The following is a 24,271-nucleotide window of genomic DNA, read 5'->3' as shown; positions in this document are numbered from 1 at the left end:
CACGTACTCCAGGACCATCGCCGCGCGGGCCTCGTCCGGTTCCACCACGGCGGGCAGCACGTGCAGCACCTCGGGCACCGGCACCCGGGCGCGGCCCGCCGCCATCACCGCGGCCTCCACGGCGGGCGCGGCGCCGCCGAGCCGCGCGACCACCCGCCCGCCACCGGCGAGGTCGAGCAGCGCCGTCTCGTGGGAGAACCCGCCCGCCAGCGGGCGCGCCACGACCACCGCACGGCCAAGCGCCTCGCCGATCCGCCGTGTCTCCGCCAGCTCCATGACCCCAGTCTCCCCGACACCACCGGACCGGCGGGGCCTCCCGCACGTGACCGGACCGGCGGACTCTCCCGGACCCCACGGGCCACCGGGGATCGGCCAGCTTCAGCCGGACGTCCGGGAGCGCCCCCAGCTTCAGCCGGACGCGCGGGGCTCGCGAGCTTCAGCCGGACGTCCGGGAATCCCCAGCCTCAGCTGGACACCCGCGGTTCCCCAACCTCAGACGGTCACCCCGGGAATCCCCAGCCTCAGCCCAACGCCCGGGGACCCCCAACTCACCCCGACACCGGACCCCGCACCGCCCCCGTGCTCTCCCGCTCGATCAGCCGCGGCAGCGGCACCTGCACCGTGCCCGAAGGGCCGTCGTCGAGGAGGCCGAGGAGTTCGCGGGCCGCCGTCCGGCCGAAGGACACCGTGTCGCGGGACAGCGCGGTGAGCCACGGGTGCACCATCCGGCACAGCGCCGAGTCCTCCCAGGCCACCACCGACACGTCGGCCGGCACGCCGAAGCCGAGGGAGGCCGCCGCGGCCACCCCGGCCACCGCCATCACGTCGTTGTCGTACACCAGGGCCGTCGGCGGTGTCTCGGAGCCGAGGACGCGGCGCGTGACCGCCGCGCCCTCGGAGTCCGAGTAGTCCGTGGTCACCGACCGCACCTCGGTCAGGCCGCGCCGGTCGGCCTCCGCCCGCAGGGTGCGGATGCGGCGCTCGGTGTGCGCGAGGCCGGGCAGCCCGGCGATGTGCACGACGCGGCGGTGGCCGAGGGCGTGCAGATGGCCGACGACGGACGCCATCGCGCCCGCGTCGTCGGCCCAGACGGTGGAGAGGCCCGGGTGCGACGCGCTCTCGGGATCGGGCACACCACCGGTGACGACTGCCGGAATGCCCAGCTCCGCGAGCAGCGCGGGCCGCGGGTCGTCGGTGCGCGGGTCCACCACGAGCACACCGTCGACGCGGTGCTCGGCCCACCACCGCCGGTACACGGCGCACTCCGCGTCGACGTCCTCCACGACCTGGAAGAGCAGGCCCAGTTGGCGCTCGGCCAGGACCTCCTGGACACCGGAGATCAGCTGGAGGAAGAACGAGTCGACGCCGAGCGTGGCCGCGGGCCGTGCCACCACCAGGCCGACCGTCGCCGCGCCCTCGCCGGACAGGGCGCGGGCCGCGGTGCTCGGGCGCCAGCCCAGTTGCTCGGCGACCCTGCGCACCCGGTCGCGGGTGATCTCGGAGACTCCGGGACGGTCGTTGAGCGCGAAGGAGACGGCGCTCTCGGAGACTCCGGCGCGCCGTGCGATGTCCTTCATGGTCGGCCGGCGTGCCGCTGACCGCTTGCCTTGCACGCGTTGCCCCTTTCCGCCTGCGGCGTTACGCAGGGTCCCTGCCGCGGTACACGCATGCCTTGCCGGGTACGCACGGCGGCTCGACCTCGTACGTACTAATGCGCTTGAGCCCGGTCAGCCTAAAGCGCATTAGCTGTTCCTCGCAAGGGATTCAACCAACCCTTCTGAACAGGGAGTTCGTACCCGCGAACGGGATCCGGGACAGCAAATCGTCCCCAATCCATTGACTTTTTACTTCCGCTCCATGCAGGGTCTGCCTCGGCACGATTCGCCGCGGCCGGCGCCGCGGACCGAGGTCGTGACCGCCCACGCCGGGCCGAGCAAAGGAGCCGTTCACCGTGCGTCATTCCCGGATATCCAGAAGCCCCCGCAGGGCGGTCGTCGCCGCCGCGCTCGCCGCCGTGATGCTGCCGCTCAGCGCGTGCGGCGGCGGCGACGAGGGCGGCTCGTCCGACGCCTCCGGCAAGGTCGAGGGCGAGATCACCTTCCAGACCTGGAACCTGAAGGCCAACTTCAAGTCGTACTTCGAGGGTCTGATCGACGACTTCGAGCAGAAGTACCCGGACGCGAAGGTGAAGTGGGTCGACCAGCCCGGCGAGGGCTACGCCGACAAGATCAGCGCCGACGCCGCCGGGGGCACCCTGCCCGACGTCGTGAACGTCTCGCCCGACCTGGTGGCCCCGCTCGCCAAGGCCGGGATCGCCCTCGACCTCGACAAGTCGGCGGGCAAGTACGAGAAGGAGTACCTGCCGGGCGCCTGGAAGAGCCACCAGGTGCCGGGCCTGGAGGGCACGTACGCCTTCCCCTGGTACCTGAACACCGGGCCGCTGTTCTACAACAAGCGCCTGTTCAAGGACGCGGGCCTGGACGCGAACAAGCCGCCGAAGACCTACGACGAGCTGTTCGCCGACGCCGAGGAGCTGGCGAAGAAGAGCAAGGGCAAGGTCGCGACGCTCGCCAACGTCCCGACGATCGAGGACTTCGGCCGCTACGGCGTGCCCCTGATGAACAAGGAAGGCACCGGCTTCACCTTCAATGACGCCAAGGGTGTCGAACTCCTCACCAAGTACAAGGAGTTGTACGACGTCAAGGCCCTGGACGGGCAGGCGCTCACGGCCACGCCGGAGTCGACCGGCAAGAAGTTCCTCACCGAGGCCGTCGCCATGAACCCGGGCAGCGCGCTGGACCTGGAGAAGTTCAAGAAGGACGCGCCCCGCCTCTACAAGAACATCGGCATCACGCCGCAGATCAGCTCCACCGGCAAGGACAACATGTACGTGATGGGCGTGATGGTGAACACCCGCACCAAGCGGACGCCCGCCGCCGTCGCCTTCGCGCACTTCGTCACCGACGCGCAGCGCCAGATGTCCTTCGCCAAGAAGGTCGCCATCTTCCCCAGCACCAAGGGCTCCCTGGACGACCCGTACTTCACCAAGGAGGACGGCTCGGACGAGACCCGGGTGCGCATTGCCGCCGCCAAGTCCCTGAAGACGGCCGTGAATTACACGCCGGTGCTGTTCAGTGAGCAGATGAAGATCGAGCTGCGCAACGCCGTCGCCCGCGCGCTGCAGGGCAAGCAGAGCCCCAAGGAAGCGCTTGACAACGCTGTCAAGGCCTGCGACCGGCTGCTGAAGCAGAGCTGAGCCCCGAGCGCATGAAGAGCACAGCAGCCGCCTCCGCGCCGGCCACCGCCCGCCCCTCCAGGACAGCGAAAGCCGCCGCCCCGCCGAGGCGCCGCATCCGCCGTCAACTCGTCACCAGCCCCTGGCTGTTCGCCGCGCCCGGCCTCGCCGTCGTCGGCGTCTTCATCCTCTATCCGTTCGTCAGCACCGTCATCAACTCCTTCACGGACAAACGGCAGTTGGTCGAGGGCAAGTACGTCGGGCTCGCGAACTTCCGTGAGCTGCTGCACGACGACATGTTCTGGATCGGCCTGCGCAACAGCACGCTGTACGTCCTGGTGGTGGTGCCCGCGCTGGTCGTCCTGCCGCTGCTGCTCGCGCTGCTCGTGCAGAAGCAGATCCCCGGCATCACGTTCTTCCGGTCGGCCTTCTACACGCCGGTGGTCGCCTCCATCGTCGTGGTCGGCCTGATCTGGGTGTGGATGCTCGACGAACGCGGCCTGGTGAACGCCGTCCTGGAGGCGGTGGGCGCGGGCAAGGTCGGCTTCCTCAGCGACCAGTGGCTGCTGCTGTTCTCCGCCATGGCTGTCACGGTCTGGAAGGGCCTCGGCTACTACATGATCATTTATCTCGCGGCGCTCGCCAACGTGCCCCGCGAACTGCACGAGGCCGCCGCCGTGGACGGGGCCGGGCCGGTGCGCCGCTTCATCTCCGTCACCGTCCCGGCCGTCCGCTCCACCATGGTCCTGGTCGCCGCGCTGTCCTCCGTCGCCGCCTTCAAGGTCTTCTCCGAGGTGTATCTGATGGCGGGGCCGACCGGCGGGCCGGCGGGCGAGGACACCACCCTCGTCATGCTGGTCCAGCGCACCGGCACCGGCCTCACCGGCCGCGTCGGCTACGCCTCCGCGATCTCCGTGGTCATCTTCGTCGTCACCGTCGCGCTGATGCTGCTCGTGCTGCGCGCGGACCGGAAGGAGGACAGGTGATGTCCACGCCGACGACCACCACCGAGGACACCTCCGCGCCCCGGAAGGATCCGGCCGGATCCACGCCCCGCGCGCGCGGGCGCCGTCGTCGGGTCACCGACGAGAACGGGCGCCGCATGCCCCTGTGGGAGCTGGCCCTGCGCTACACCCTGCTGCTCGTCATGCTCGCCCTGATGATCGGGCCGTTCCTGTGGCAGCTCTCGACCTCCCTCAAGGGCCCGCACGAGAACATCTTCAGCTCCCCGCCGAGCTTCCTGCCCTCCGACCCGACCCTGCACAACTACGAACGCGTCGCCGACACGATCCCCGTCTGGGACTACGCCCTCAACTCCCTCAAGGTCGCCGCCGCGAACGTCTTCACCAACTGCGTGGGCGCCGCCCTCGCCGGCTACGCCCTGGCCCGGCTGCGCTACCGCGGCCGCAAGGCCGCCACGCTCGTGTTCATCCTCGCCATGCTGGTGCCCGTCGAGGGCATCATCATCGCCCAGTTCACGACCATGCGGGACCTCGACCTCAACAACACCCTCATCGGCGTGCTGCTGCCCGGCTGCATCTCCGCACTCAACGTGCTCCTGATGCGCAACGCCTTCCTCAACCTGCCCTACGAGGTGGAGGAAGCCGCCTTCGTCGACGGGGCGAACGTGTGGCAGCGGTTCTTCCGCATCGCCCTGCCCGCCGTGAAGGGCACCCTCGCCGTCGTCGCCATCTTCGCCTTCATGGGCGCCTGGGACGACTTCCTGTGGCCCCTCATCGTGCTCAGCGACCCCGACAAGTTCACGCTCACCATCGGCCTCAACTACCTCCACGGCACCTTCGCCAACGACGAACGCCTCGTCGCCGCGGGCACCGTGATCGCCGTGCTGCCGCTGATCGTGCTCTTCGCCTGCCTCCAGCGGTACTTCTTCCGCGGCGTCGGCGAGGGAGCGGTCAAGGGCTGAGGCCCCGCGGCACCCCGCACCCGTTCCAGAACCAGCGTTCAAAGAACCAGGATCCGCATGACGTCTGACGACCAGCGCGGCGCGGCCCCCGCCGCACCGCCCCGCTTCGGCGCCAACTACACCCCCGGCCAGGGGTGGTTCCACCACTGGCTGGACTTCGACATCGACGCCGTACGCCGTGACCTCGACGCCGTCGCCGCCCTCGGGCTCGACCACGTCCGGGTCTTCCCGATCTGGCCGTACTTCCAGCCCAACCGCACCCTGATCCGGCCGCGCGCCGTCGAGCAGCTCGTCGCCCTCGCCGACGCCGCCGCCGAGCGGGGGCTCGACGTGAACGTCGACGGGCTCCAGGGTCATCTGTCGAGCTTCGACTTCCTGCCCGCGTGGACGCAGACCTGGCACCGGCGCAACCTCTTCACCGACCCGGACGTGATCTCCGGCCAGCGCGACTACCTGCGCACCCTCGCCGCCGCGCTCGCCGACCGGCCCAACTTCATCGGCATGACCATCGGCAACGAGATCAACCAGTTCGCCGCCGGGCCGCACCCCGACCCCGACCGCATCACCCAGGAACAGGCCGACGCCTGGCTGCGTGAGGTCCTTGCCGCCTGCGAGGAGGGCGCCCCCGGGCGGCTGCACCTGCACGCCGAGTACGACGCCGCCTGGTACCAGGACGACCAGCCCTTCACGCCCGCCCAGGCCGCCCGGCTCGGCGCCGTCACCGCCGTCCACTCCTGGGTCTTCAACGGCACCGCCCAGCGGCACGGGCGTGACGGCGTCGCCACCGGGCAGCACGCCGCCTACATGATCGAGCTGTCCAAGGCCTGGGCCCTGGAGCCCGGCCGGCCCGTCTGGCTCCAGGAGGTCGGAGCGCCCGCCCCCCTCATCCCCGCCGCGGACGCCGCCGCCTTCACCGAGGCCACCGTCGCCGCCGCCCTCGACTGCGCGGACGTGTGGGGGGTCACGTGGTGGTGCTCCCACGACGTCTCCCGCTCCCTCGCCGACTTCCCCGAACTCGAGTACAGCCTCGGCCTCCTCACCAACGACGGGCGCGTCAAGCCCGCGGGGGAGTCCCTCGCCCGGCTCGCCAAGGAGTGGCGCGACGGGCGTCCGGCGCCCGCGCCCCGGACGACCGCGCTCGTCGTCGACGTCGGCCCCGACTTCTCGCGCCGGTCCGTCTGCGCGCCCGGCGGCGCCGTCTTCGAGGCCTTCGCCCGGCTCGTCGCGGACGGGGTCCGGCCCGCGTTCGTCCTCGCGGAGCGGGCGGAGGACGCGGCGCACCTCGCTGCGCGGGGCATCCGGGAGGTGGTGCGCCCGCCCGAAGTCCTGGGCTGAGGCGGCCCTGCCGGGGGCTCCCCCATCCCGCCCCTTTCCCGAAACTGGGGGCGCTGCCCCCAGACCCCCGCTCCTCAAACTCCCCCAAGCTCTCAAGGAGCAGGGGGGACCCCATGAGGGGCTGGAATACAGCCGCACATGCCCAGCCCGCCCCGGCAACCCACTAGCCCGTCCGGCGTTTGAGGACGAGGCGCGGAGCGCCGACAAGCGGGGGTCCAGGGGGCGGCAGCCCCCGGTTTCGGAGAAGGGGCGGGACTGGGGCGCTCCGCGAGGACCCACCCGCACCACACCACACACCTCCCCCCGAACACGGAGACCCCTCATGCATGACGACCGCACCCTGGTCGAGGGCCGCCTCAAGCGCGTCCTCGACGAGCGCATCCGCCCCGCCGTCTACCCCCACGCCGTCCCCCTGGACATCGCCGTCTGGAACGCCCCGGACGAACCGGTCCCCGTGGCCGAAGGCCTGGCAGCCGAACCCGAGCCGATCGAGGCGGGCACCCGCTGGGGCAAGCCCTGGGGCACGAGCTGGTTCCGGGTGACGGGCACGGTCCCGCAGGAGTGGGCGGGGAAGACGGTCGAGGCGATCCTCGACCTCGGCTTCGACGAGAACATGCCGGGCTTCCAGTGCGAGGGCCTGGTGTACCGCCCGGACGGCACCCCGGTGAAGGGCCTCAACCCGCGCAACCAGTGGGTGCGGATAGCGACCCCCGCGGCGGGCGGGGAGGAGGTGCGCCTGCACATCGAGGCGGCGTCGAACCCGGTGATCCTCGACTACCACCCCTTCCTGCCGACGCAACTGGGCGACAAGGAGACGGCGGGCAGCGAGCCGCAGTACCGCCTGGAGCGCATGGACCTCGCGGTGTTCGACGAGACGGTGTGGCAACTGGTCGTCGACCTGGAGGTCCTGGGCGAGCTGATGCAGGAGCTGCCGCAGGACTCCGGCCGCCGCCACGAGATCCTGCGGGCCGTCGACCGCGCCCTGGACGCGGTCGACCTCCAGGACGTGAACGGCTCGGCGCCCGCGGCCCGAGCCGAGCTGGAGGGCGTGCTCGCCGCCCCCGCGCACGACTCGGCGCACCGGATCAGCGCGGTCGGGCACGCGCACATCGACTCCGCCTGGCTGTGGCCGCTGCGGGAGACGGTGCGCAAGGTGGCGCGGACGACGTCGAACATGACGGCGCTCCTGGAGGACGAGCCGGACTTCGTGTTCGCCATGTCCCAGGCGCAGCAGTGGGCCTGGATCAAGGAGCACCGCCCCGAGGTGTGGGCGAAGGTGAAGAAGGCCGTCGCGGACGGCCGCTTCGTGCCCACGGGCGGCATGTGGGTGGAGTCGGACACGAACATGCCGGGTTCGGAGGCGATGGCCCGTCAGTTCGTGCACGGCAAGAGGTTCTTCCTGGACGAGTTCGGCGTCGAGAACGACGAGGCGTGGCTGCCGGACACCTTCGGCTTCGCGGCGGGCCTGCCGCAGATCATCAAGGCGGCGGGCGCCAAGTGGCTGCTCACGCAGAAGATCTCGTGGTCGCAGACCAACAAGTTCCCGCACCACACCTTCCAGTGGGAGGGCATCGACGGCACCCGGATCTTCACGCACTTCCCGCCCGTGGACACGTACAACTGCTCCATGAAGGGCAGCGAGATCGCCCACGCGGCCAAGAACTTCAAGGACAAGGGTGTCGCCCGGCACTCGCTCGCGCCCACCGGCTGGGGCGACGGCGGCGGCGGCACGACCCGCGAGATGATCGCCAAGGCGGGGCGGCTGCGGAACCTGGAGGGCTCGGCCACCGTCCAGTGGGAGACCCCGGCGGCGTTCTTCGAGAAGGCCGAGGCCGAGTACCCGAACGCGCCGGTATGGGTCGGCGAGCTGTACCTGGAGCTGCACCGCGCCACGCTCACCAGCCAGGCGGGCACCAAGCAGGGCAACCGCCGCAGCGAGCACCTGCTCCGGGAGGCGGAGCTGTGGGCGGCCACGGCCGCGGTCCGGGCCGGATTCCCTTACCCGTACGAGGAGCTGGACCGGATCTGGAAGACGGTGCTGCTGCACCAGTTCCACGACATCCTGCCCGGCTCGTCGATCGCCTGGGTGCACCGCGAGGCCCGCGCGACCTACGCGGCGGTCGCGGCCGACCTGAACGACATCATCGCCGCGGCCCAGCGCGCCCTCGCCGGTGACGGCACCAGCACCCTGGTGTTCAACTCCGCGCCGCACACCCGCGACGGGGTCCCCGCGGGCGCCGCCGCCCTGCCCGTGGCCGCGGGCCAGTCCGCCATCGCCGCCCGCGCGGACGGCGGCTACGTCCTCGACAACGGCCTGCTGCGCGTCGAGATCGACGGGCGGGGCCTGGTCGTGTCCGCGTACGACATCGAAGCGGGGCGCGAGACCGTCGCCCCCGGGCACGCCGCGAACCTGCCGCAACTGCACGCCGACTTCCCGAACATGTGGGACGCCTGGGACGTCGACGAGTTCTACCGCCACTCCGTCACCGACCTGATGGACGCCGAGGAGGTCGTGCCCGGCGACGGCGCCTCGGTCCGGGTCGTGCGCGCCTTCGGCTCCTCGCGCATGACGCAGGTCCTGACCCTCGCGCCCGGCGAGCGGCGCCTCGACATCGACACCGAGGTCGACTGGCACGAGACGGAGAAGTTCCTCAAGCTGGCCTTCCCGCTCGACGTGCACGCCGAGCGGTACTCCTCGGAGACCCAGTTCGGGCACTTCTACCGGCCCACCCACACCAACACCAGCTGGGAGGCCGCCAAGTTCGAGGCCTGCAACCACCGCTTCGTGCACGTCGACGAGCCGGGCTGGGGCGTCGCCCTCGTCAACGACTCGACGTACGGCCACGACGTCACCCGCGACGTACGCGACAGCGACGCCGGTACGACCACGACGGTGCGGGTGTCGCTGCTGCGGGCCCCGCGCTTCCCCGACCCCGAGACCGACCAGGGCGTGCACCGCTTCCGGCACGCGCTCGCGCCCGGCGCGACCATCGGCGACGCGGTGCGCGAGGGCTACCGGATCAACCTGCCCGAGCGGACCCTCACCGGCGGCGCGCCCGTCGCCCCGCTGGTCGCCGTCGACAACGACGCCGTCGTGGTCACCGCGGTCAAGCTCGCCGACGACGGCAGCGGCGACGTGGTCGTCCGCTTCCACGAGTCCCGGGGCGGGCGGGCCAGGGCCACGCTGGCCGTGGGCTTCCCCGCGGGCTCGGTCGCCGTGACGGACCTGCTGGAGCGGCCGCTGGCCGGGGCGGCCGCTCCGGAGCTGGCGGGCGGCGAAGTGGCCGTGTCGTTGCGGGCGTTCGAGCTGGTCACGCTGAGGTTCTCGCGCGCCTGAGCGGCTCAGGCGCCCACGTAGGCCGCGAGGTGCTCGCCGGTCAGCGTGGCGCGGGCGGCGACGAGTTCGGCGGGCGTGCCCTCGAAGACGATCTCGCCGCCGTCGTGGCCCGCGCCCGGGCCCAGGTCGATGATCCAGTCGGCGTGCGCCATCACCGCCTGGTGGTGCTCGACCACGATGACCGACCTGCCGGAGTCGACCAGGCGGTCGAGCAGGCCGAGCAACTGCTCGACGTCGGCGAGGTGGAGTCCGGCGGTCGGCTCGTCGAGTACGTAGACGAGCCGGTCGCCGCCCTTCTCGGCCATGTGGGCCGCCAGTTTCAGGCGCTGCCGCTCGCCGCCCGACAGGGTGGTGAGCGGCTGGCCGAGGGTGAGGTAGCCGAGCCCTACGTCGGCGAGACGGCCGAGGATCTTGTGCGCGGCGGGGGTGTGCGCCTCGCCGGAGCCGAAGAACTCCTCGGCCTCGGTCACGGACATCGCGAGCACCTCGCTGATGTCCCGGCCGCCGAGGTGGTAGTCGAGCACCGAGGCCTGGTATCGCTTGCCCTCGCACTCCTCGCAGGGCGTGGCGACCCCGGCCATCATGCCCAGGTCGGTGTAGACGACGCCCGCGCCGTTGCAGGTGGGGCAGGCGCCCTCGGAGTTGGCGCTGAACAGCGCCGGCTTCACGCCGTTGGCCTTCGCGTACGCCTTGCGGATCGGGTCGAGCAGACCGGTGTACGTCGCCGGGTTGCTGCGCCGCGAGCCGCGGATCGGGGTCTGGTCGATCGACACCACGTCGGCGTCGGCCGGGATCGAGCCGTGCACGAGGGAGCTCTTGCCGGAGCCCGCGACGCCGGTGACGGCGACGAGCACCCCGAGGGGCACGTCGACGTCGACGTGCCGCAGGTTGTGCGCGCTCGCGCCGCGGATCTCCAGGGTGCCGGTGGGTTCGCGCACCGTGTCCTTGACGGCGGCCCGGTCGTCGAAGTGGCGGCCGGTGACGGTGTCGCTCGCCCGCAGCCCCGCGACGGTGCCCTCGAAGCAGACCGCGCCGCCGCCCGTGCCGGCGCCGGGGCCGAGGTCGACGACATGGTCGGCGATAGCGATGACCTCGGGCTTGTGCTCCACGACGAGCACCGTGTTGCCCTTGTTCCGCAGCCGGAGCAGCAGTTCGTTCATCCGCTGGATGTCGTGGGGGTGCAGGCCGATGGTGGGCTCGTCGAAGACATAGGTGACGTCGGTGAGCGAGGAGCCGAGGTGGCGGATCATCTTGACGCGCTGCGCCTCGCCGCCGGAGAGCGTGCCCGCCGCCCGGTCCAGCGAGAGATAGCCGAGGCCCAGTTCCACGAACGAGTCCAGCGTCCCCTGGAGCGCGGTGAGCAGCGGCGCCACCGACGGCTCCTTGAGACCGCGGACCCATGCGGCCAGGTCCCTGATCTCCATCTGGCAGGCGTCGGCGATGCTGACGCGCTTGATCTTCGAGGACCGGGCACCCTCACTGAGCCGCGTCCCGTCGCACTCGGGGCAGGTGGTGAAGGTGACCGCCCGCTCCACGAAGGCGCGGATGTGCGGCTGCATCGCTTCCTTGTCCTTGGACAGGAACGACTTCTGGATCTTGGGGATCAGGCCTTCGTAGGTGAGGTTGACGCCGTTGACCTTCACCTTGACCGGCTCGTGGTGGAGGAAGTCCCGCATCTCCTTCTTGGTGAACCGGCGGATCGGCTTGTCCGGGTCGAGGAAGCCCGACTGGGAGTAGAGCCCCACCGTCCACACGTTGTCCGACTTCCAGCCGGGGATGGTGAACGCGCCCTCGGCGATCGACTTGGAGTCGTCGTAGAGCTGGGTGAGGTCGATGTCGGAGACCGCGCCCCGGCCCTCGCAGCGCGTGCACATCCCGCCGACGCGATTGAAGGTCGCCTTCACGGTCTTCGTCCTGTCCGCGCCGCGCTCGACGGTGATCCCGCCGCTCGCCCGGACCGAGGCGGTGTTGAAGGAGTACGCGCTGGGCGGGCCGATGTGCGGCTTGCCGAGGCGGCTGAAGAGGATGCGCAGCATCGCGTTGGCGTCGGTCGCGGTGCCGACCGTGGAGCGCGGGTCGGACCCCATGCGCTGCTGGTCGACGGTGATGACGGTGGTGAGCCCGTCGAGCACGTCGACCTCGGGCCGCGCGAGGGTCGGCATGAAGCCCTGCACGAAGGCGCTGTACGTCTCGTTGATCAGCCGCTGCGACTCCGCGGCGATGGTGCCGAACACCAGCGAGCTCTTGCCCGAACCCGAGACGCCGGTGAACACCGTCAGCCTGCGCTTGGGGATCTCGATGGTGACGTCTTTGAGGTTGTTCACGCGCGCGCCGTGCACACGGATCAGATCGTGGCTGTCGGCTTCGTGCGGCGCGGGCGACCGCCGGTCCGTCCTGGTGGCCATGGTGGTCATGTCTCCATCTGTCGCGCGGCGGTGCCGTCGGGGATCACGGTGGGTTCGGGGAGGTGCCGGCGGAGGCCTGGTGGCTCCTGCTCACCGCTCGGTGGGGGAGGGCCGGCTGAAGCGGAGCATGTTGCCGGCGGGGTCGCGGAAGGCGCAGTCGCGGACGCCGTAGGGCTGGTCCATGGGCTCCTGGAGGACCTCGCCGCCCGCGGCGCTGATCCGCTCGAAGGCGGCGTCGACGTCGTCGGTCCGGAAGATCACGCCGCGCAGCAGGCCCTTCGCGAGGAGTTCCGCCATGGCCTGCCGGTCGGCGGGTGAGGCGTTGGGGTCCGCGAGCGGCGGCTCCAGGACGAGCTCCACGTCCGGCTGCGCAGGCGAGCCGACGGTCACCCAGCGCATGCCCTCGAACGCGACGTCGTTGCGCACTTCCAGCCCGAGCGCGTCCCGGTAGAAGGTGAGCGCCTTGTCGTGGTCGTCGACGGCGATGAAGGCTTGCGAAAGCGTGATGTCCATGCCGTTCACGCTACGGGCGGGGGCTGCGGTTCGCTTCTCGATTCCTGATCGGTCCGGGGCCGGTCGGCCTTGGGCTGGTCGGCCTTGGCCTGGCCGTTCCTGATCGGCCGGGTGTGGATCTTGGCGATGCAGGCGGGCACGTCGGCGCCCTCGCCATGGGGGCGGGCCCGGTACGCGGACGGGCTCTCGCCGACCAGTTCCGTGAACCGGGAGCTGAACGACCCCAGCGACGTACAGCCCACCTCGAAGCAGACCTCCGTCACCGACAGGTCGCCGCGCCGCAGGAGCGCCTTGGCGCGCTCGATCCGGCGCGTCATCAGATAGCTGTACGGCGTCTCGCCGAAGGCGGCGCGGAAGCTGCGGGAGAAGTGGCCCGGCGACATCAGCGCGAAGCGCGCCAGCTCCGGCACGTCGAGCGGCTGTGCGTACTCACGGTCCATCCGGTCACGGGCCCGGCGCAGCCGGACGAGGTCCTCCAGGTTCACGCGACCACCATCCCACAGCAGCGCGCTGCTGCCCCCGGTCACGCCTGCCTCATCCGCCCCACCTGCCCCGCCCCGCCCCCGGTCCGGGCCTAGCCCGCCTCCCCGGGGTCCCCCGCCCCTGCTTCTCCTGCCTCCAGATGCACCCGCAGCCACTCCTCGACCTCTCCCACATGTGCCGCCGCCGCGGCCCGCGCGGCCTCCGGGTCCCGGGCGACCAGGGCCCGGTGGATGCGGGCGTGCTCCCTGCGGGTCCGCTCGAAGGCGCCCTCCTCCTGGTAGCCGCGCCACACGCGGGCCCGGAACGTGCGCGAGGAGAGGCCTTCGAGGATCGCGGCCATCGTGTCGTTGCCCGCGGCGTGCGCGATGGCCCGGTGGAAGGCGAGGTCGTGGGAGAGGATCTCCTCGGGGTCGTCGGTGGCGTTCATGGCCGCGAGGTGCTTCTCCACGTCGGCCAGCTGGTCGGGGGAGATGCGCGCGGCGGCGAGGGCGGTCGCCGTGGACTCCAGGACCCGGCGCACTTCCAGCAGCTCCACCAGGCGCGGGCCGCGGGACAGATCGGCGACGACGCCGAAGGTCTCCAGGAGGTCACCGGCCTCCAACTGGGTCACGTAGATGCCCGAGCCGTGCCGTGCCTCCAGAACGCCGAGCACCGTCAGGGCCCGGATAGCCTCCCGCATGGAGCTGCGCGAGATCCCCAACTGGGCGGCCAGATCCCGTTCCGTGGGCAGCCGCTGGCCCGGTTCGAGCAGGCCTTCACCGATCATCGCCTTGATCTGCTCGATGGCCCGCTGGGTCACGGTGCCCTTCTGCGCGGGTGCCGCGACGCCCTCCTGCGCGGGCGCGGTGCCCTGGTGCACGGGTGGGGCGCTCTGGGCGCTCTGATCCACGGACCGCTCCTTCACTTGCCGGGTGCCGCGCAGTTTAGCCACAGATGTGGTCGGACCACTATGGCCGAAAACCAGGAAAACTTGCCGTGTAGGGGTGTTGTGGCCGCCAAGTGGTCTGATAAATATTCGCCCACGGTCACTCGACCGACTCGCAGTCCCGTGATGAGTCCCCCCTTGATTCGCTCGATGAGGAGCCGTCAGATGGTCGGCAGTACAGTGCGGAACAGCCCTCGGAGGAAGCGGCGCGCCCAGGGCGTCCGCGTGGGAGCCGCGGCGGCCTGCGCTGCGCTCGCGCTCACCGCCTGCGGCAGTACGAAGGACACCGGGAAATCCGGTGGCGGGGACGGCGGCGAGGGCAAGGTCGGGGTGATCCTGCCGCTGCTGACCTCGCCGTTCTGGCAGTCGTACAACGACTACGTGCCGAAGATGGCGAAGTCCGAGGACGTCGACGCGCTCAAGACCGTCAACTCCAACAGCGACCCCTCGCAGCAGATCACCGACATCAACAACCAGCTCAACCAGGGCGTCAAGGGCCTGGTCGTGGCCCCGCTCGACAGTGCCGCCATATCCGCCGGCCTCGACCAGGCGGAGCGCAAGGGCGTGCCCGTGGTCGCCGTGGACGTGGCGCCGGAGAAGGGCAAGGTCGCGATGGTCGTGCGCGCGAACAACGTCGCGTACGGCCAGAAGGCCTGTGACTACCTGGGCAAGCAGGTCAAGAGCGGGAAGGTCGTCCAGATCATGGGCGATCTGGCCTCCGTCAACGGGCGTGAGCGCTCCAAGGCCTTCCGGGACTGCGTCAAGGACAAGTACCCGAAGCTGAAGGTCCTGGAGATCCCCGCCAAGTGGGAGTCGGACACCGCCGCGTCCAAGCTGGACACCCTCCTGAACTCCAACTCCGACATCAAGGGCATCTACATGCAGGCGGGCGGCGTCTACCTCGCGCCCACCCTCCAGACCCTGAAGTCCAAGGGGATGCTGAAGAAGGCGGGTGCCAAGGGGCACATCACGATCGTGTCGAACGACGGCATCCCGCAGGAGTTCGACGCCATCCGCAAGGGCCAGATCGACGCGACCGTCTCGCAGCCCGCCGACGCGTACGCGAAGTACGGCATGTACTACATCAAGGCCGCGATGAACGGAAAGAAGTTCAAGCCCGGCCCCACCGACCACGACTCCACCATCGTGAAGCTGCCCAACGGCATCCTGGAGGACCAACTGCCCGCGCCGCTCGTCACCAAGGAGAACGTCGACGACGCCAAGCTCTGGGGCAACTCGGTCAAATGACGACGTCAGCGAACCGGCCGGTCGCCGGGCACGGGGGCGTCCCCCTCGTCGAGGCGACCGGCATAGCCAAGCGGTACGGACCCACCGTGGCCCTCCAGGACGGCCGCCTCACCGTCAGGGCCGGCGAGTCCCACGCCCTCGTCGGCCGCAACGGCGCGGGCAAGTCCACCCTCGTCTCCATCCTCACCGGCCTCCAGGCACCGGATGCCGGCACCGTCCTGTTCGACGGCGAGAGCGCGCCGCCGCTCGCCGACCGCGACGCCTGGCGCCGCAAGGTCGCCTGCGTGTACCAGCGGCCCACCGTCGTACCGGAACTGTCGGTCGCCGAGAACCTGTTCATCAACCGCCAGCCCCAGGGCCGCGGCGGACTCATCAGCTGGCGCCGCCTCAAGGCCGAGGCCGCGGAGGTCCTGCACACCTGGGACGTCCACGTCGACCCCGACGCCCGCACCGCCGACCTCAAGGTCGAGGACCGCCAAATGGTGGAGATCGCCCGGGCGCTCAGCTTCGGGGCGCGCTTCATCGTCCTCGACGAGCCCACCGCGCAGCTCGACAACCGCGAGATCGAGCGCCTTTTCACGCGCATGCGGGCCCTGCAGGAATCCGGCGTGACGTTCCTGTTCATCTCGCACCACCTGCAAGAGGTGTACGAGGTGTGCCAGACCGTCACCGTCCTGCGCGACGCCCGCTGGATCACCACCGCCCCCGTCGCCGAACTCCCGCGCGCCGCCCTCGTGGAGGCCATGGCGGGCGAGGCCATCACGGAGAGCAAGGACCGCGCCCGGCCCGAGGTCCCCGCCGAGGCCCCCGTCCTGCTCGACGTGCGCGGGCTCACCAGCCCCTCGTACGAGAACGTCGATCTCACCGTGCGCCGGGGCGAGGTCGTCGGGCTCGCCGGGTCCAGCGGAAGCGGCAAGATCAACCTCGCGGAGTCCTTCGCGGGCCTGCACACCCCGACCGCGGGCACCGCCCTCCTGGACGGCGCACCCCTGCCGTTCGGCGACGTGCCCGCCGCGCTGCGGGCCGGAGTCGGCTGCGTACCGCGCGACCGGCACGACGAGGGCCTCGTGTACGGCATGTCCATCGGCGACAACGCCACCATGAGCGTCCTCGGCAGCCTCGGCCGGTACGGCTTCGTCGGCCCCGACCGCAAGCGCGCCTTCGCGGGCGGTCTCATCGAACGGCTCGACATCCACGCCGAAGGACCCGACCAGCCCGTGTCCGACCTCTCCGGAGGCAACGCGCAGAAGGTCGTCATGGCCCGGGCCCTCGCCTCCGACCCCCGGCTGCTCGTCCTCATCAACCCCACCGCGGGCGTCGACGTGAAGTCCAAGGAGTCCCTGCTCGCCCGCGTCGACCACGCCCGCGACGACGGCACGGCCGTGCTCGTCGTCTCCGACGAACTCGACGACCTGCGCCGCTGCGACCGGGTCCTGGTCCTCTTCCACGGCCGCGTCGTCGCGGAGCACGCGGCGGGCTGGCACGACCACGAACTGATCGCGTCGGTGGAGGGAGTCGGCCACACGGGCCCCGACAGGGGCGCGGGGCCGTCACATGCGCCGCTCAGGAGCCCCGTAAAGGGCGCGGGGAACGGCGCGACCAGCCCCCACCGGCCCGCAGCAGAACCACAAGGAGACCACCATGGCTGACACCAAGGCCCCCTCGGCTGCGAGGACAGCCACCCCTGTCGCCGGGGCCCGCCCCAAGGAACCCCGCTCAGCGAAGAGCATCGTCCTGCACCGGGCCAGGGAACTCGCCCTCGTCCCCGCGCTGCTGCTGCTCATGGTGTTCGGCGCCTTCGTCAACGACTCGTTCCTCACCGAGCGCAACCTCATCTCCATCCTCGGCGCGTCCGCGGCCCTCGCGATGGTCGTCCTCGCCGAGTCCCTGGTGCTGATCACCGGCAAGTTCGACCTGTCCCTGGAGTCGGTCGTCGGCATCGCGCCCGCCATCGGCGCGCTGCTCGTGCTGCCCGCCGCCCAGGCCGGGTTCGGCACCGACCTGCCCACCGCCGTCGGGCTGATAGCGATCGTCCTGGTGGGCGCGGTGATCGGTGCCTTCAACGGCGTGCTCGTCGTCAAGCTGAAGCTCAACGCGTTCATCGTCACGCTCGCCATGCTGATCGTGCTGCGCGGCGTCCTCGTCGGCGCCACCGAGGGCAAGACGCTGTTCGGCATGCCCGAGCCGTTCTTCACGCTGGCCACCTCCACGTTCCTGACCGTGCCGCTCTCGGTGTGGATCGCGGCGGCAGCCTTCGGCATCGCGGGCCTCGTGCTCAAGTACCACCGGGTGGGCCGCGCCCTGTACGCCATCGGCGGCAACCCGGAGGCCGCGCGGGCCGCGGGCATCCGGGTCGACCGCGTCATGCTCGGGGTGTTCGTGGTCGCGGGCGGCCTCGCCGCGGTCGGCGGCCTGATGCAGACCGGCTACGTCGGCGCGATCAACGCCAACCAGGGCACCAACATGATCTTCACGGTGTTCGCGGCCGCAGTCATCGGCGGCATCAGCCTCGACGGCGGCAAGGGCACCATGTTCGGCGCGCTGACCGGCGTCCTGCTGCTCGGCGTCGTACAGAACCTGCTCACGCTCGCCCAGGTGCCGTCCTTCTGGATCCAGGCCATCTACGGCGGCATCATCCTGGTCGCCCTGATGATCGCCCGCGTCACCACGGGCCGCGCCCAGGACTGAGGTCCGCGCCCGCCTGGCTCCCCGTTCCTTTCCGGAAAGGCCTCCTGTGTCCCCAACCCCCGGCCGCGTCACGGCGGTCGACACCTACGACATCCGCTTCCCGACCTCACGGGAACTGGACGGGTCCGACGCGATGAACCCGGACCCGGACTACTCGGCCGCCTACGTGGTGCTGCGCACCGACGCCGAGGACGGACTCGAAGGACACGGCTTCACCTTCACCATCGGGCGCGGCAACGACGTGCAGGTCGCCGCGATCGACGCCCTGCGCCACCACGTCGTCGGCCGCCCCGTCGACGAGCTCTGCGGGGACCCGGGCACGCTCAACCGCGACCTGATCGGCGACAGCCAACTGCGCTGGCTCGGGCCCGAGAAGGGCGTGATGCACATGGCGGTCGGCGCCGTCGTCAACGCCGTCTGGGACCTGGCCGCCAAACGCGCCCGCACCCCGCTGTGGAAGTTCCTCGCGGACGCCGACCCCGAGTGGCTGGTCTCCCAGATCGACTTCCGCTACATCGCCGACGCGCTCACCCCCGAGCAGGCCCTCGCGCTCCTCCGGGCCGGCCGCACGGGCGCGGCCGACCGCGAGGCCGGGCTGCGCGCCCGCGGCTTCCCCGGCTACACCACCTCACCGGGCTGGCTCGGCTACAGCGACGACAAGCTCACCCGGCTCGCCCGCCAGGCCGTCGCCGACGGCTTCACGCAGATCAAGCTGAAGGTCGGCGCGGACCTCGACGACGACATCCGCCGCTGCCGCACCGCCCGCGCCGCCATCGGACCCGACATCCGCATGGCCATCGACGCCAACCAGCGCTGGGACCTCGACGAGGCCGTGCGCTGGACCCGCGCCCTCGCCGAGTTCGACCCGTACTGGGTGGAGGAGCCCACCAGCCCCGACGACGTCCTCGCGCACGCCGCGATCCGCAAGGCCGTCGCCCCGGTGAAGGTGGCCACCGGCGAACACGTGCAGAACCGCATCGTGTTCAAACAGCTCCTCCAGGCGGGCGCCATCGACGTCCTCCAACTCGACGCGGCCCGCGTCGGCGGCGTCAACGAGAACCTCGCGATCCTGCTGCTCGCCGCCCGCTTCGGGGTGCCGGTGTGCCCGCACGCGGGCGGTGTCGGCCTGTGCGAGCTGGTCCAGCACCTGTCGATGTTCGACTTCGTCGCGCTGTCCGGCACCACGGAGAACCGTGTCATCGAGTACGTCGACCACCTCCACGAACACTTCGTGGACCCCGTCGTGATCCGCGACGGTCACTACACGGCGCCCGTCGCGCCCGGCTTCTCGGCGACCATGCGCCCCGAGTCCCTAGCGGAGTTCACCTACCCCGGCGGCGCGTTCTGGGCCGCCGACCTCGCGCGCCAGGCCGAGCCGGCGGGCACGACGGCGACCGCGGCACCGGCAGCGCAGACGGCGAAGAAGACGGCCAAGCGGAAGACGGCACAGAAGGGGGCAGCGGCATGACGGACTTCACCGGCTTCAGGGCTCTGGTCACCGGCGGCGCGTCCGGCATCGGCCGGGCCACGGCGGAGCTCCTCGCCGCCCGGGGCGCCCAGGTGGCGGTGCTCGACCTCGACCCGAGCGGCGTGCAGAAACCACTGCGTGGGTACGCCGCCGACGTCACCGACGACACCGCGGTGCGGGCCGCCGTCGCAGCGGCCGTGGCCGACCTCGGGGGACTCGACGTCCTGGTCAACAACGCGGGCATCGGCGCCCAGGGCACGATCGAGGACAACGACGACGCGCAGTGGCACACCGTCCTCGACGTGAACGTGCTCGGCATCGTCCGCACCACCCGGGCCGCGCTCCCGCACCTGCGGACGTCCGCGCACGCCGCGATCGTCAACACCTGCTCCATCGCCGCGACCGCGGGCCTGCCGCAGCGCGCCCTGTACTCCGCGTCCAAGGGCGCCGTACTCTCACTCACGCTCGCCATGGCCGCCGATCACGTCCGCGAAGGAGTGCGCGTGAACTGCGTCAATCCCGGCACCGTGGACACCCCGTGGGTCGGCCGCCTCCTCGACGCCGCACCCGACCCGGCGGCCGAGCGCGCCGCCCTCGCGGCCCGCCAGCCCACCGGGCGCCTGGTCGGCGCCGACGAGGTCGCCGGGGCCATCGCCTATCTGGCGAGCCCGCTGTCCGGTGCGACCACCGGCACCGCGCTCGCCGTCGACGGCGGCATGCAGGGCCTGCGGCTGCGGCCGGTGGCCCAGTGAGCGGCATAGGTGGGGCCGGTGGGACCGGTGCGACTGATGTGACAGACGGGACCGGCGGCATAGGCGAGCCCAGCAGGGCCAACGGGACTGGCGGGACCAGCAGGGCCAGCGAGACCCGCGGGACCGGCGGGACCGGCGTCGGCGGCATAGGGGAGCGGCCCCTCGGCCGCAGTGGCGTCCGGGTCAGCGAGCTGTCGTTCGGCGGCGCGGGCATCGGCAACCTCTACTCGCCCGTCAGCGACGACGACGCGGCCTTCGCGATCGGCTCCGCCTGGGACGCCGGGATGCGCTACTTCGACACGGCGCCGCACTACGGCCTCGGCCTGTCCGAACGCAGGCTCGGCGCGGCCCTGCGCGGGCGCCCCCGGGACGCGTACACCCTCTCCACGAAGGTGGGGCGGATCCTGGAGCCGGTCACCGGCGCGGTGACCGGCGACGACCTGGCCGACGGCGGCTTCGCCGTGCCCGCCGCGCACCGGCGGCGATGGGACTTCAGCGCGGACGGCGTGCGCCGCTCGATCGAGTCCAGCCTGGCGCGGCTCGGGCTCGACCGGGTCGACATCGTCTTCCTGCACGATCCGGACGACCACGGCGAGCAGGCCTTCCGCGAGGGCTACCCGGCCCTGGAACGGCTGCGCTCCGAAGGCGTCGTGGGCGCCATCGGCGCAGGCATGAACCAGGCCGAGATGCTGACCCGCTTCGTCCGCGACACCGACGTCGACGCCGTGCTGTGCGCGGGCCGCTACACCCTCCTCGACCACCAGGCACTCGCCGAGCTGCTGCCCGCCGCGAGCGCGCGCGGCGCGTCGGTCGTCATCGGCGGCGTCTTCAACTCCGGGCTCCTCGCCGACCCGAAGGAGGGCGCGCGCTTCGACTACACCGAGGCGCCCGGCGAACTCCTCGACCGGGCCCGGTCGTTGCAGTCCCTCGCCGTCCGCCACGGCACCACCCTGCGGGCCGCCGCTCTCGCCTTCCCCTTCGGCCACCCGGCGGTGGCGAGCGTCCTGGTCGGCATCCACGCGCCCGGCCAAGTGGCCGATGCCGCCGAACAGTTCGCGGCCGACGTGCCCGCGGACTTCTGGAAGGAGGCCCGGGCGGAGGGCCTGCTTCCGCCCGAGGTGCCCGTGCCCGGAGAGGGCCTTCCCGGAGAGGTCTGTGCCCCATGAGAGTCGCCCTGCACACCAGGGTCCGCGCTGGCTGCTTCGAGGAGTACGAGGCCGCACACCGCGAAGTTCCGGCCGAGCTCGTCGCCGCCATCCGCGCCGCGGGCGCCACGTCCTGGACGATCTGGCGGGTGGGGTCTCCCCTGCTCGAGCGCAGCCGAGAGCTTGGGGAAGGCACCGACCTGTTCCACGTCCTGGAGTGCGCGGACTACGCCCGCCTCCTCGCCGAGCTGGAGCGGCTGCCCGTGAACGTGGCCTGGCAGGCGCGCATGGCGGAGCTGCTCGACGTGGTCCACGACTACTCCGGCGACGGCGCGGACGCGGGCCTGCCCGTCGTATGGGAACTGCCATGACACCAGGGGTCGTCGACGCCCACCACCACGTGTGGGACCTCGCCGTGCGCGACCAGGACTGGATCACCGGGCCCGCGCTGGCCCCGATCCGGCGGACCTACACCGTCGACGACCTCGCGCCGCACGCGCGCGCCGCCGGAGTCGTCGCCACCGTCCTCGTGCAGACCGTCACCGTGGCCGAGGAGACCCCGGAGTTCCTGGCCCTCGCGGCGGGCAGTGACCTGATCGCCGGGGTCGTCGGCTGGACCGACCTGACCCGCCCCGACGTCGTCGACACCCTGGCCGCCCTCGCCGAACTGCCGGGCGGCGCGCACCTGGTGGGCATCCGTCACCAGGTGCAGTCCGACCCCGACCCCCAGTGGCTGCTGCGCGCGGACGTGCGTCGCGGTCTCGCCGCCGTGGCCGACGCGGGGCTCGTGTACGACCTCGTGGTGCGCCCCGAACAACTGCCGATGTGCGCCGAGGCGGCCGCGCGCCTGCCGCACCTCACGTTCGTGCTCGACCACCTGGGCAAGCCGCCCGTCGCGTCCGGCGGTCTCGAACCCTGGGCGAGGTCCCTGCGCGCCCTCGCGTCCCTGCCGAACACCGTGGCCAAGCTGTCCGGCCTGGTGACCGAGGCGGACTGGGCGTCCTGGACGGTGGCCGGGCTGCGGCCGTACGCGGACACGGCCCTGGAGGCGTTCGGCCCCGGCCGGCTGATGTTCGGCTCGGACTGGCCGGTGTCGGGCCTCGCGGCCTCGTACGGCCAAGTCGTCGATGCGGCACGGGCGTTGACGGAGGAGTTGAGTGCCGCCGAGCAGGCGGAGGTCTTCGCGGGGACGGCGCGGCGGGTCTACGGGCTGCCGGGGCAGGGGTGGGGTCTTCCTGACCGGTGAGGCCCGCTGGACCAAGGGAACTGACGTAGATGAAGTGGGCCGACCCGGAGGGGATGACCGCCCTCATCCCCAGCCGTCACCCGCCCGGTGAAGCGGCCGTGTCGAGTCGCGTCGGCGGCAGGAACTCCCTCACGTACGTCCGCTCCCAGCACGCGCCCGTCGCGCGCAGCTCACGCCACGTCGTCATGCGGTAGCGGTACAGGCGGGCCCGCACATGGAGCGGCGGCCGGTCGGGGAAGGGGCAGCGGCGCAGCAGTCGCAGCGTGTCGGGGTCCCCGGCCAGCAGCCGCTCGATCAGCGGCCCGAACCACGGCTGCGCGTAGCCGGGCGAGAGCGCCGCGAACCACATCATCCAGTCGAGCCGCAGATGGTACGGAGCGAACTGGCGCGGCCACCGCCGTACGTCCCCGGGCTTGCCCTTGAACTCGTACTCCCGCCAAGGGGAGTCCACCCGGGGTACGGGGTCCGACGTCCCCTCGATCACGACTTCATGCCGCACCCGGTTGACGCTGCCGAACGCGCCGTAGGCGTTGACCAGATGCAGGGGGTCGAAGGAGTAGTTCATGATCTGCCGCCGGGAGAGGAGGTTGCGGGCCGGGCGGTAGCTCAAGGTGAGGAGACCCGCCGTCACGGCGATGACCAGGATCTCGTGCCAGAGCGGAGGCGGGCCGAGGTCCGTGGGCGGGGCCGCCGCGTCGCCGAACAGGCGACGGAAGTCGACGGCGCTGAGGGCGAGCGCGATCGTCAGCCAGTTCAGCCAGGAGAAGTTGCCGGACAGGACCAGCCACAGCTGGGTGGCGGCCATCAGGAGGGCGGCGCCCGTCGCGATCGGCTGCGGGGTGAACAGGAGGAAGGGCACGGCGAGTTGGGTGACGTGGTTGGCGGCCGCCTCCACGCGGTGCAGCGGCCGCGGCAGCCGGTGGAAGAACCAGCTCAGCGGCCCCGGCATCGGCTGGGTCTCATGGTGGAAGTACAGGCAGGTCAGCCTGCGCCAGCACGGGTCGCCGCGCATCTTGATCAGACCCGCGCCGAACTCGACCCGGAACAGCACCCAGCGCAGCAGGAACAGCACGAGCACCGGCGGCCCGACGTCGTCCCCCGCGAGGAACACGGCGAGGAAGCCGACCTCCAGGAGCAGCGACTCCCAGCCGAAGCCGTACCAGGTCTGCCCCACGTTCACGATGGACAGATACAGCGCCCACGGCACCAGCCACAGCAGCATCGCGCCCCACAGCGGTAGCAGCCCGTCGGCGCCCGCGAGCAGCGCCACCGCCACCGCGCAGCCCGTCCACGCCCACAGCGCGAAGAACCGGTCCGAGTAGTGGAAGTGGAAGACGCTCGGAGCCCGGCGGAACGGCACCCTCGCGACGAACCGGGGCACGGGCAGCATGCCGCGCTCGCCGATGAGCGCGCGGAACTGCAGCGCGGCGCCCAGGAAGGCGACGAGGTAGACCGCGGCCAGGACCCGCTGGAACACCAGGCGGCCCAGCCAGTAGGAGTCCGCCGTGAACCACTCCACCCCTCCATTGTGGCGGGGAGTGAGGCCGGGCGCCGCTCAGCGGGCCCC

General features: G+C 71.6%; 19 protein-coding genes. 13 read left to right on the top strand and 6 right to left on the bottom strand.

Annotation, left to right across the window (positions count from 1 at the left end):
- Positions 1 to 548: 548 nt before the first annotated feature.
- Positions 549 to 1,613 (bottom strand): LacI family DNA-binding transcriptional regulator, encoded by a 1,065-nt coding sequence (locus ACZ6BG_RS31565; protein WP_469007650.1) that lies wholly within the window; start codon positions 1,611 to 1,613, stop codon positions 549 to 551.
- Positions 1,614 to 2,017: 404 nt separating this feature from the next.
- Here ACZ6BG_RS31565 and ACZ6BG_RS31560 point away from each other — a divergent pair, with 404 nt between their 5' ends.
- From ACZ6BG_RS31560 to ACZ6BG_RS31540, 5 genes are all read left to right on the top strand, one after another.
- Complete coding sequence (locus ACZ6BG_RS31560; protein WP_469007699.1) at positions 2,018 to 3,256, top strand: extracellular solute-binding protein; 1,239 nt, start codon at positions 2,018 to 2,020, stop codon at positions 3,254 to 3,256.
- Between the two features lie 11 nt (positions 3,257 to 3,267).
- Positions 3,268 to 4,221, top strand: a complete 954-nt coding sequence (locus ACZ6BG_RS31555; protein WP_469007649.1) for a carbohydrate ABC transporter permease — start codon at positions 3,268 to 3,270, stop codon at positions 4,219 to 4,221.
- Positions 4,221 to 5,159 carry a carbohydrate ABC transporter permease gene (locus tag ACZ6BG_RS31550; protein ID WP_469007648.1) on the top strand — a complete coding sequence of 313 codons (939 nt, stop codon included), beginning with the start codon at positions 4,221 to 4,223 and terminating at the stop codon, positions 5,157 to 5,159. Before ACZ6BG_RS31555 ends, ACZ6BG_RS31550 begins: the two co-directional genes overlap by 1 nt.
- A 57-nt stretch (positions 5,160 to 5,216) precedes the next feature.
- Positions 5,217 to 6,494: a glycoside hydrolase 5 family protein gene (locus ACZ6BG_RS31545; RefSeq protein ID WP_469007647.1), complete on the top strand. Its 1,278-nt coding sequence runs from the start codon at positions 5,217 to 5,219 to the stop codon at positions 6,492 to 6,494.
- A 322-nt stretch (positions 6,495 to 6,816) separates the two neighbouring features.
- The gene (locus ACZ6BG_RS31540) at positions 6,817 to 9,831 is read left to right on the top strand and encodes an alpha-mannosidase (protein WP_469007646.1); all 3,015 of its coding nucleotides are present in this window, start codon (positions 6,817 to 6,819) and stop codon (positions 9,829 to 9,831) included.
- Between the two features lie 5 nt (positions 9,832 to 9,836).
- On the opposite strand, the gene ACZ6BG_RS31535 is transcribed toward ACZ6BG_RS31540, so the two are convergent.
- The 4 genes from ACZ6BG_RS31535 to ACZ6BG_RS31520 form a co-directional block, all read right to left on the bottom strand.
- The gene (locus ACZ6BG_RS31535) at positions 9,837 to 12,236 is read right to left on the bottom strand and encodes an excinuclease ABC subunit UvrA (RefSeq protein ID WP_469007645.1); all 2,400 of its coding nucleotides are present in this window, start codon (positions 12,234 to 12,236) and stop codon (positions 9,837 to 9,839) included.
- A 90-nt stretch (positions 12,237 to 12,326) separates the two neighbouring features.
- Positions 12,327 to 12,749 carry a VOC family protein gene (locus ACZ6BG_RS31530; RefSeq protein ID WP_469007644.1) on the bottom strand — a complete coding sequence of 141 codons (423 nt, stop codon included), beginning with the start codon at positions 12,747 to 12,749 and terminating at the stop codon, positions 12,327 to 12,329.
- 5 nt (positions 12,750 to 12,754) lie between these two features.
- A complete protein-coding gene (locus ACZ6BG_RS31525; RefSeq protein ID WP_469007698.1) occupies positions 12,755 to 13,234 on the bottom strand; it encodes a helix-turn-helix domain-containing protein in 480 nt (159 codons plus the stop codon).
- Between the two features lie 89 nt (positions 13,235 to 13,323).
- On the bottom strand, positions 13,324 to 14,091 hold the full coding sequence (locus ACZ6BG_RS31520; protein ID WP_469007697.1) for a FadR/GntR family transcriptional regulator: 768 nt from the start codon (positions 14,089 to 14,091) through the stop codon (positions 13,324 to 13,326).
- A gap of 231 nt (positions 14,092 to 14,322) precedes the next feature.
- Between ACZ6BG_RS31520 and ACZ6BG_RS31515 the strand changes: the two genes are divergently transcribed.
- The 8 genes from ACZ6BG_RS31515 (at position 14,323) to ACZ6BG_RS31480 (ending at position 22,704) form a co-directional block, all read left to right on the top strand.
- A complete protein-coding gene (locus ACZ6BG_RS31515; RefSeq protein WP_468460776.1) occupies positions 14,323 to 15,405 on the top strand; it encodes a sugar ABC transporter substrate-binding protein in 1,083 nt (360 codons plus the stop codon).
- Positions 15,402 to 17,054, top strand: coding sequence for a sugar ABC transporter ATP-binding protein (locus tag ACZ6BG_RS31510; RefSeq protein ID WP_469007641.1), 1,653 nt, complete (start codon positions 15,402 to 15,404; stop codon positions 17,052 to 17,054). The genes ACZ6BG_RS31515 and ACZ6BG_RS31510 overlap by 4 nt, the downstream gene beginning before the upstream one ends.
- A complete protein-coding gene (locus ACZ6BG_RS31505) occupies positions 17,047 to 18,093 on the top strand; it encodes an ABC transporter permease (protein ID WP_469007640.1) in 1,047 nt (348 codons plus the stop codon). The genes ACZ6BG_RS31510 and ACZ6BG_RS31505 overlap by 8 nt, the downstream gene beginning before the upstream one ends.
- Positions 18,094 to 18,139: 46 nt before the next feature.
- Positions 18,140 to 19,561, top strand: coding sequence for an L-fuconate dehydratase (locus ACZ6BG_RS31500; protein WP_469007639.1), 1,422 nt, complete (start codon positions 18,140 to 18,142; stop codon positions 19,559 to 19,561).
- Positions 19,558 to 20,313 (top strand): SDR family NAD(P)-dependent oxidoreductase, encoded by a 756-nt coding sequence (locus ACZ6BG_RS31495; RefSeq protein ID WP_469007638.1) that lies wholly within the window; start codon positions 19,558 to 19,560, stop codon positions 20,311 to 20,313. Before ACZ6BG_RS31500 ends, ACZ6BG_RS31495 begins: the two co-directional genes overlap by 4 nt.
- Positions 20,314 to 20,459: 146 nt before the next feature.
- Positions 20,460 to 21,479 carry an aldo/keto reductase gene (locus ACZ6BG_RS31490; protein WP_469007696.1) on the top strand — a complete coding sequence of 340 codons (1,020 nt, stop codon included), beginning with the start codon at positions 20,460 to 20,462 and terminating at the stop codon, positions 21,477 to 21,479.
- A complete protein-coding gene (locus ACZ6BG_RS31485) occupies positions 21,476 to 21,829 on the top strand; it encodes an L-rhamnose mutarotase (RefSeq protein ID WP_469007637.1) in 354 nt (117 codons plus the stop codon). Before ACZ6BG_RS31490 ends, ACZ6BG_RS31485 begins: the two co-directional genes overlap by 4 nt.
- Positions 21,826 to 22,704, top strand: a complete 879-nt coding sequence (locus ACZ6BG_RS31480) for an amidohydrolase family protein (RefSeq protein WP_469007636.1) — start codon at positions 21,826 to 21,828, stop codon at positions 22,702 to 22,704. Before ACZ6BG_RS31485 ends, ACZ6BG_RS31480 begins: the two co-directional genes overlap by 4 nt.
- Before the next feature lie 76 nt (positions 22,705 to 22,780).
- On the opposite strand, the gene ACZ6BG_RS31475 is transcribed toward ACZ6BG_RS31480, so the two are convergent.
- Positions 22,781 to 24,223 carry a lipase maturation factor family protein gene (locus tag ACZ6BG_RS31475; protein ID WP_469007635.1) on the bottom strand — a complete coding sequence of 481 codons (1,443 nt, stop codon included), beginning with the start codon at positions 24,221 to 24,223 and terminating at the stop codon, positions 22,781 to 22,783.
- Positions 24,224 to 24,271: the final 48 nt, after the last annotated feature.

This window comes from Streptomyces sp. NPDC041205, from assembly GCF_055591765.1.
This window is presented reverse-complemented; position numbering and strand designations above follow the sequence as displayed.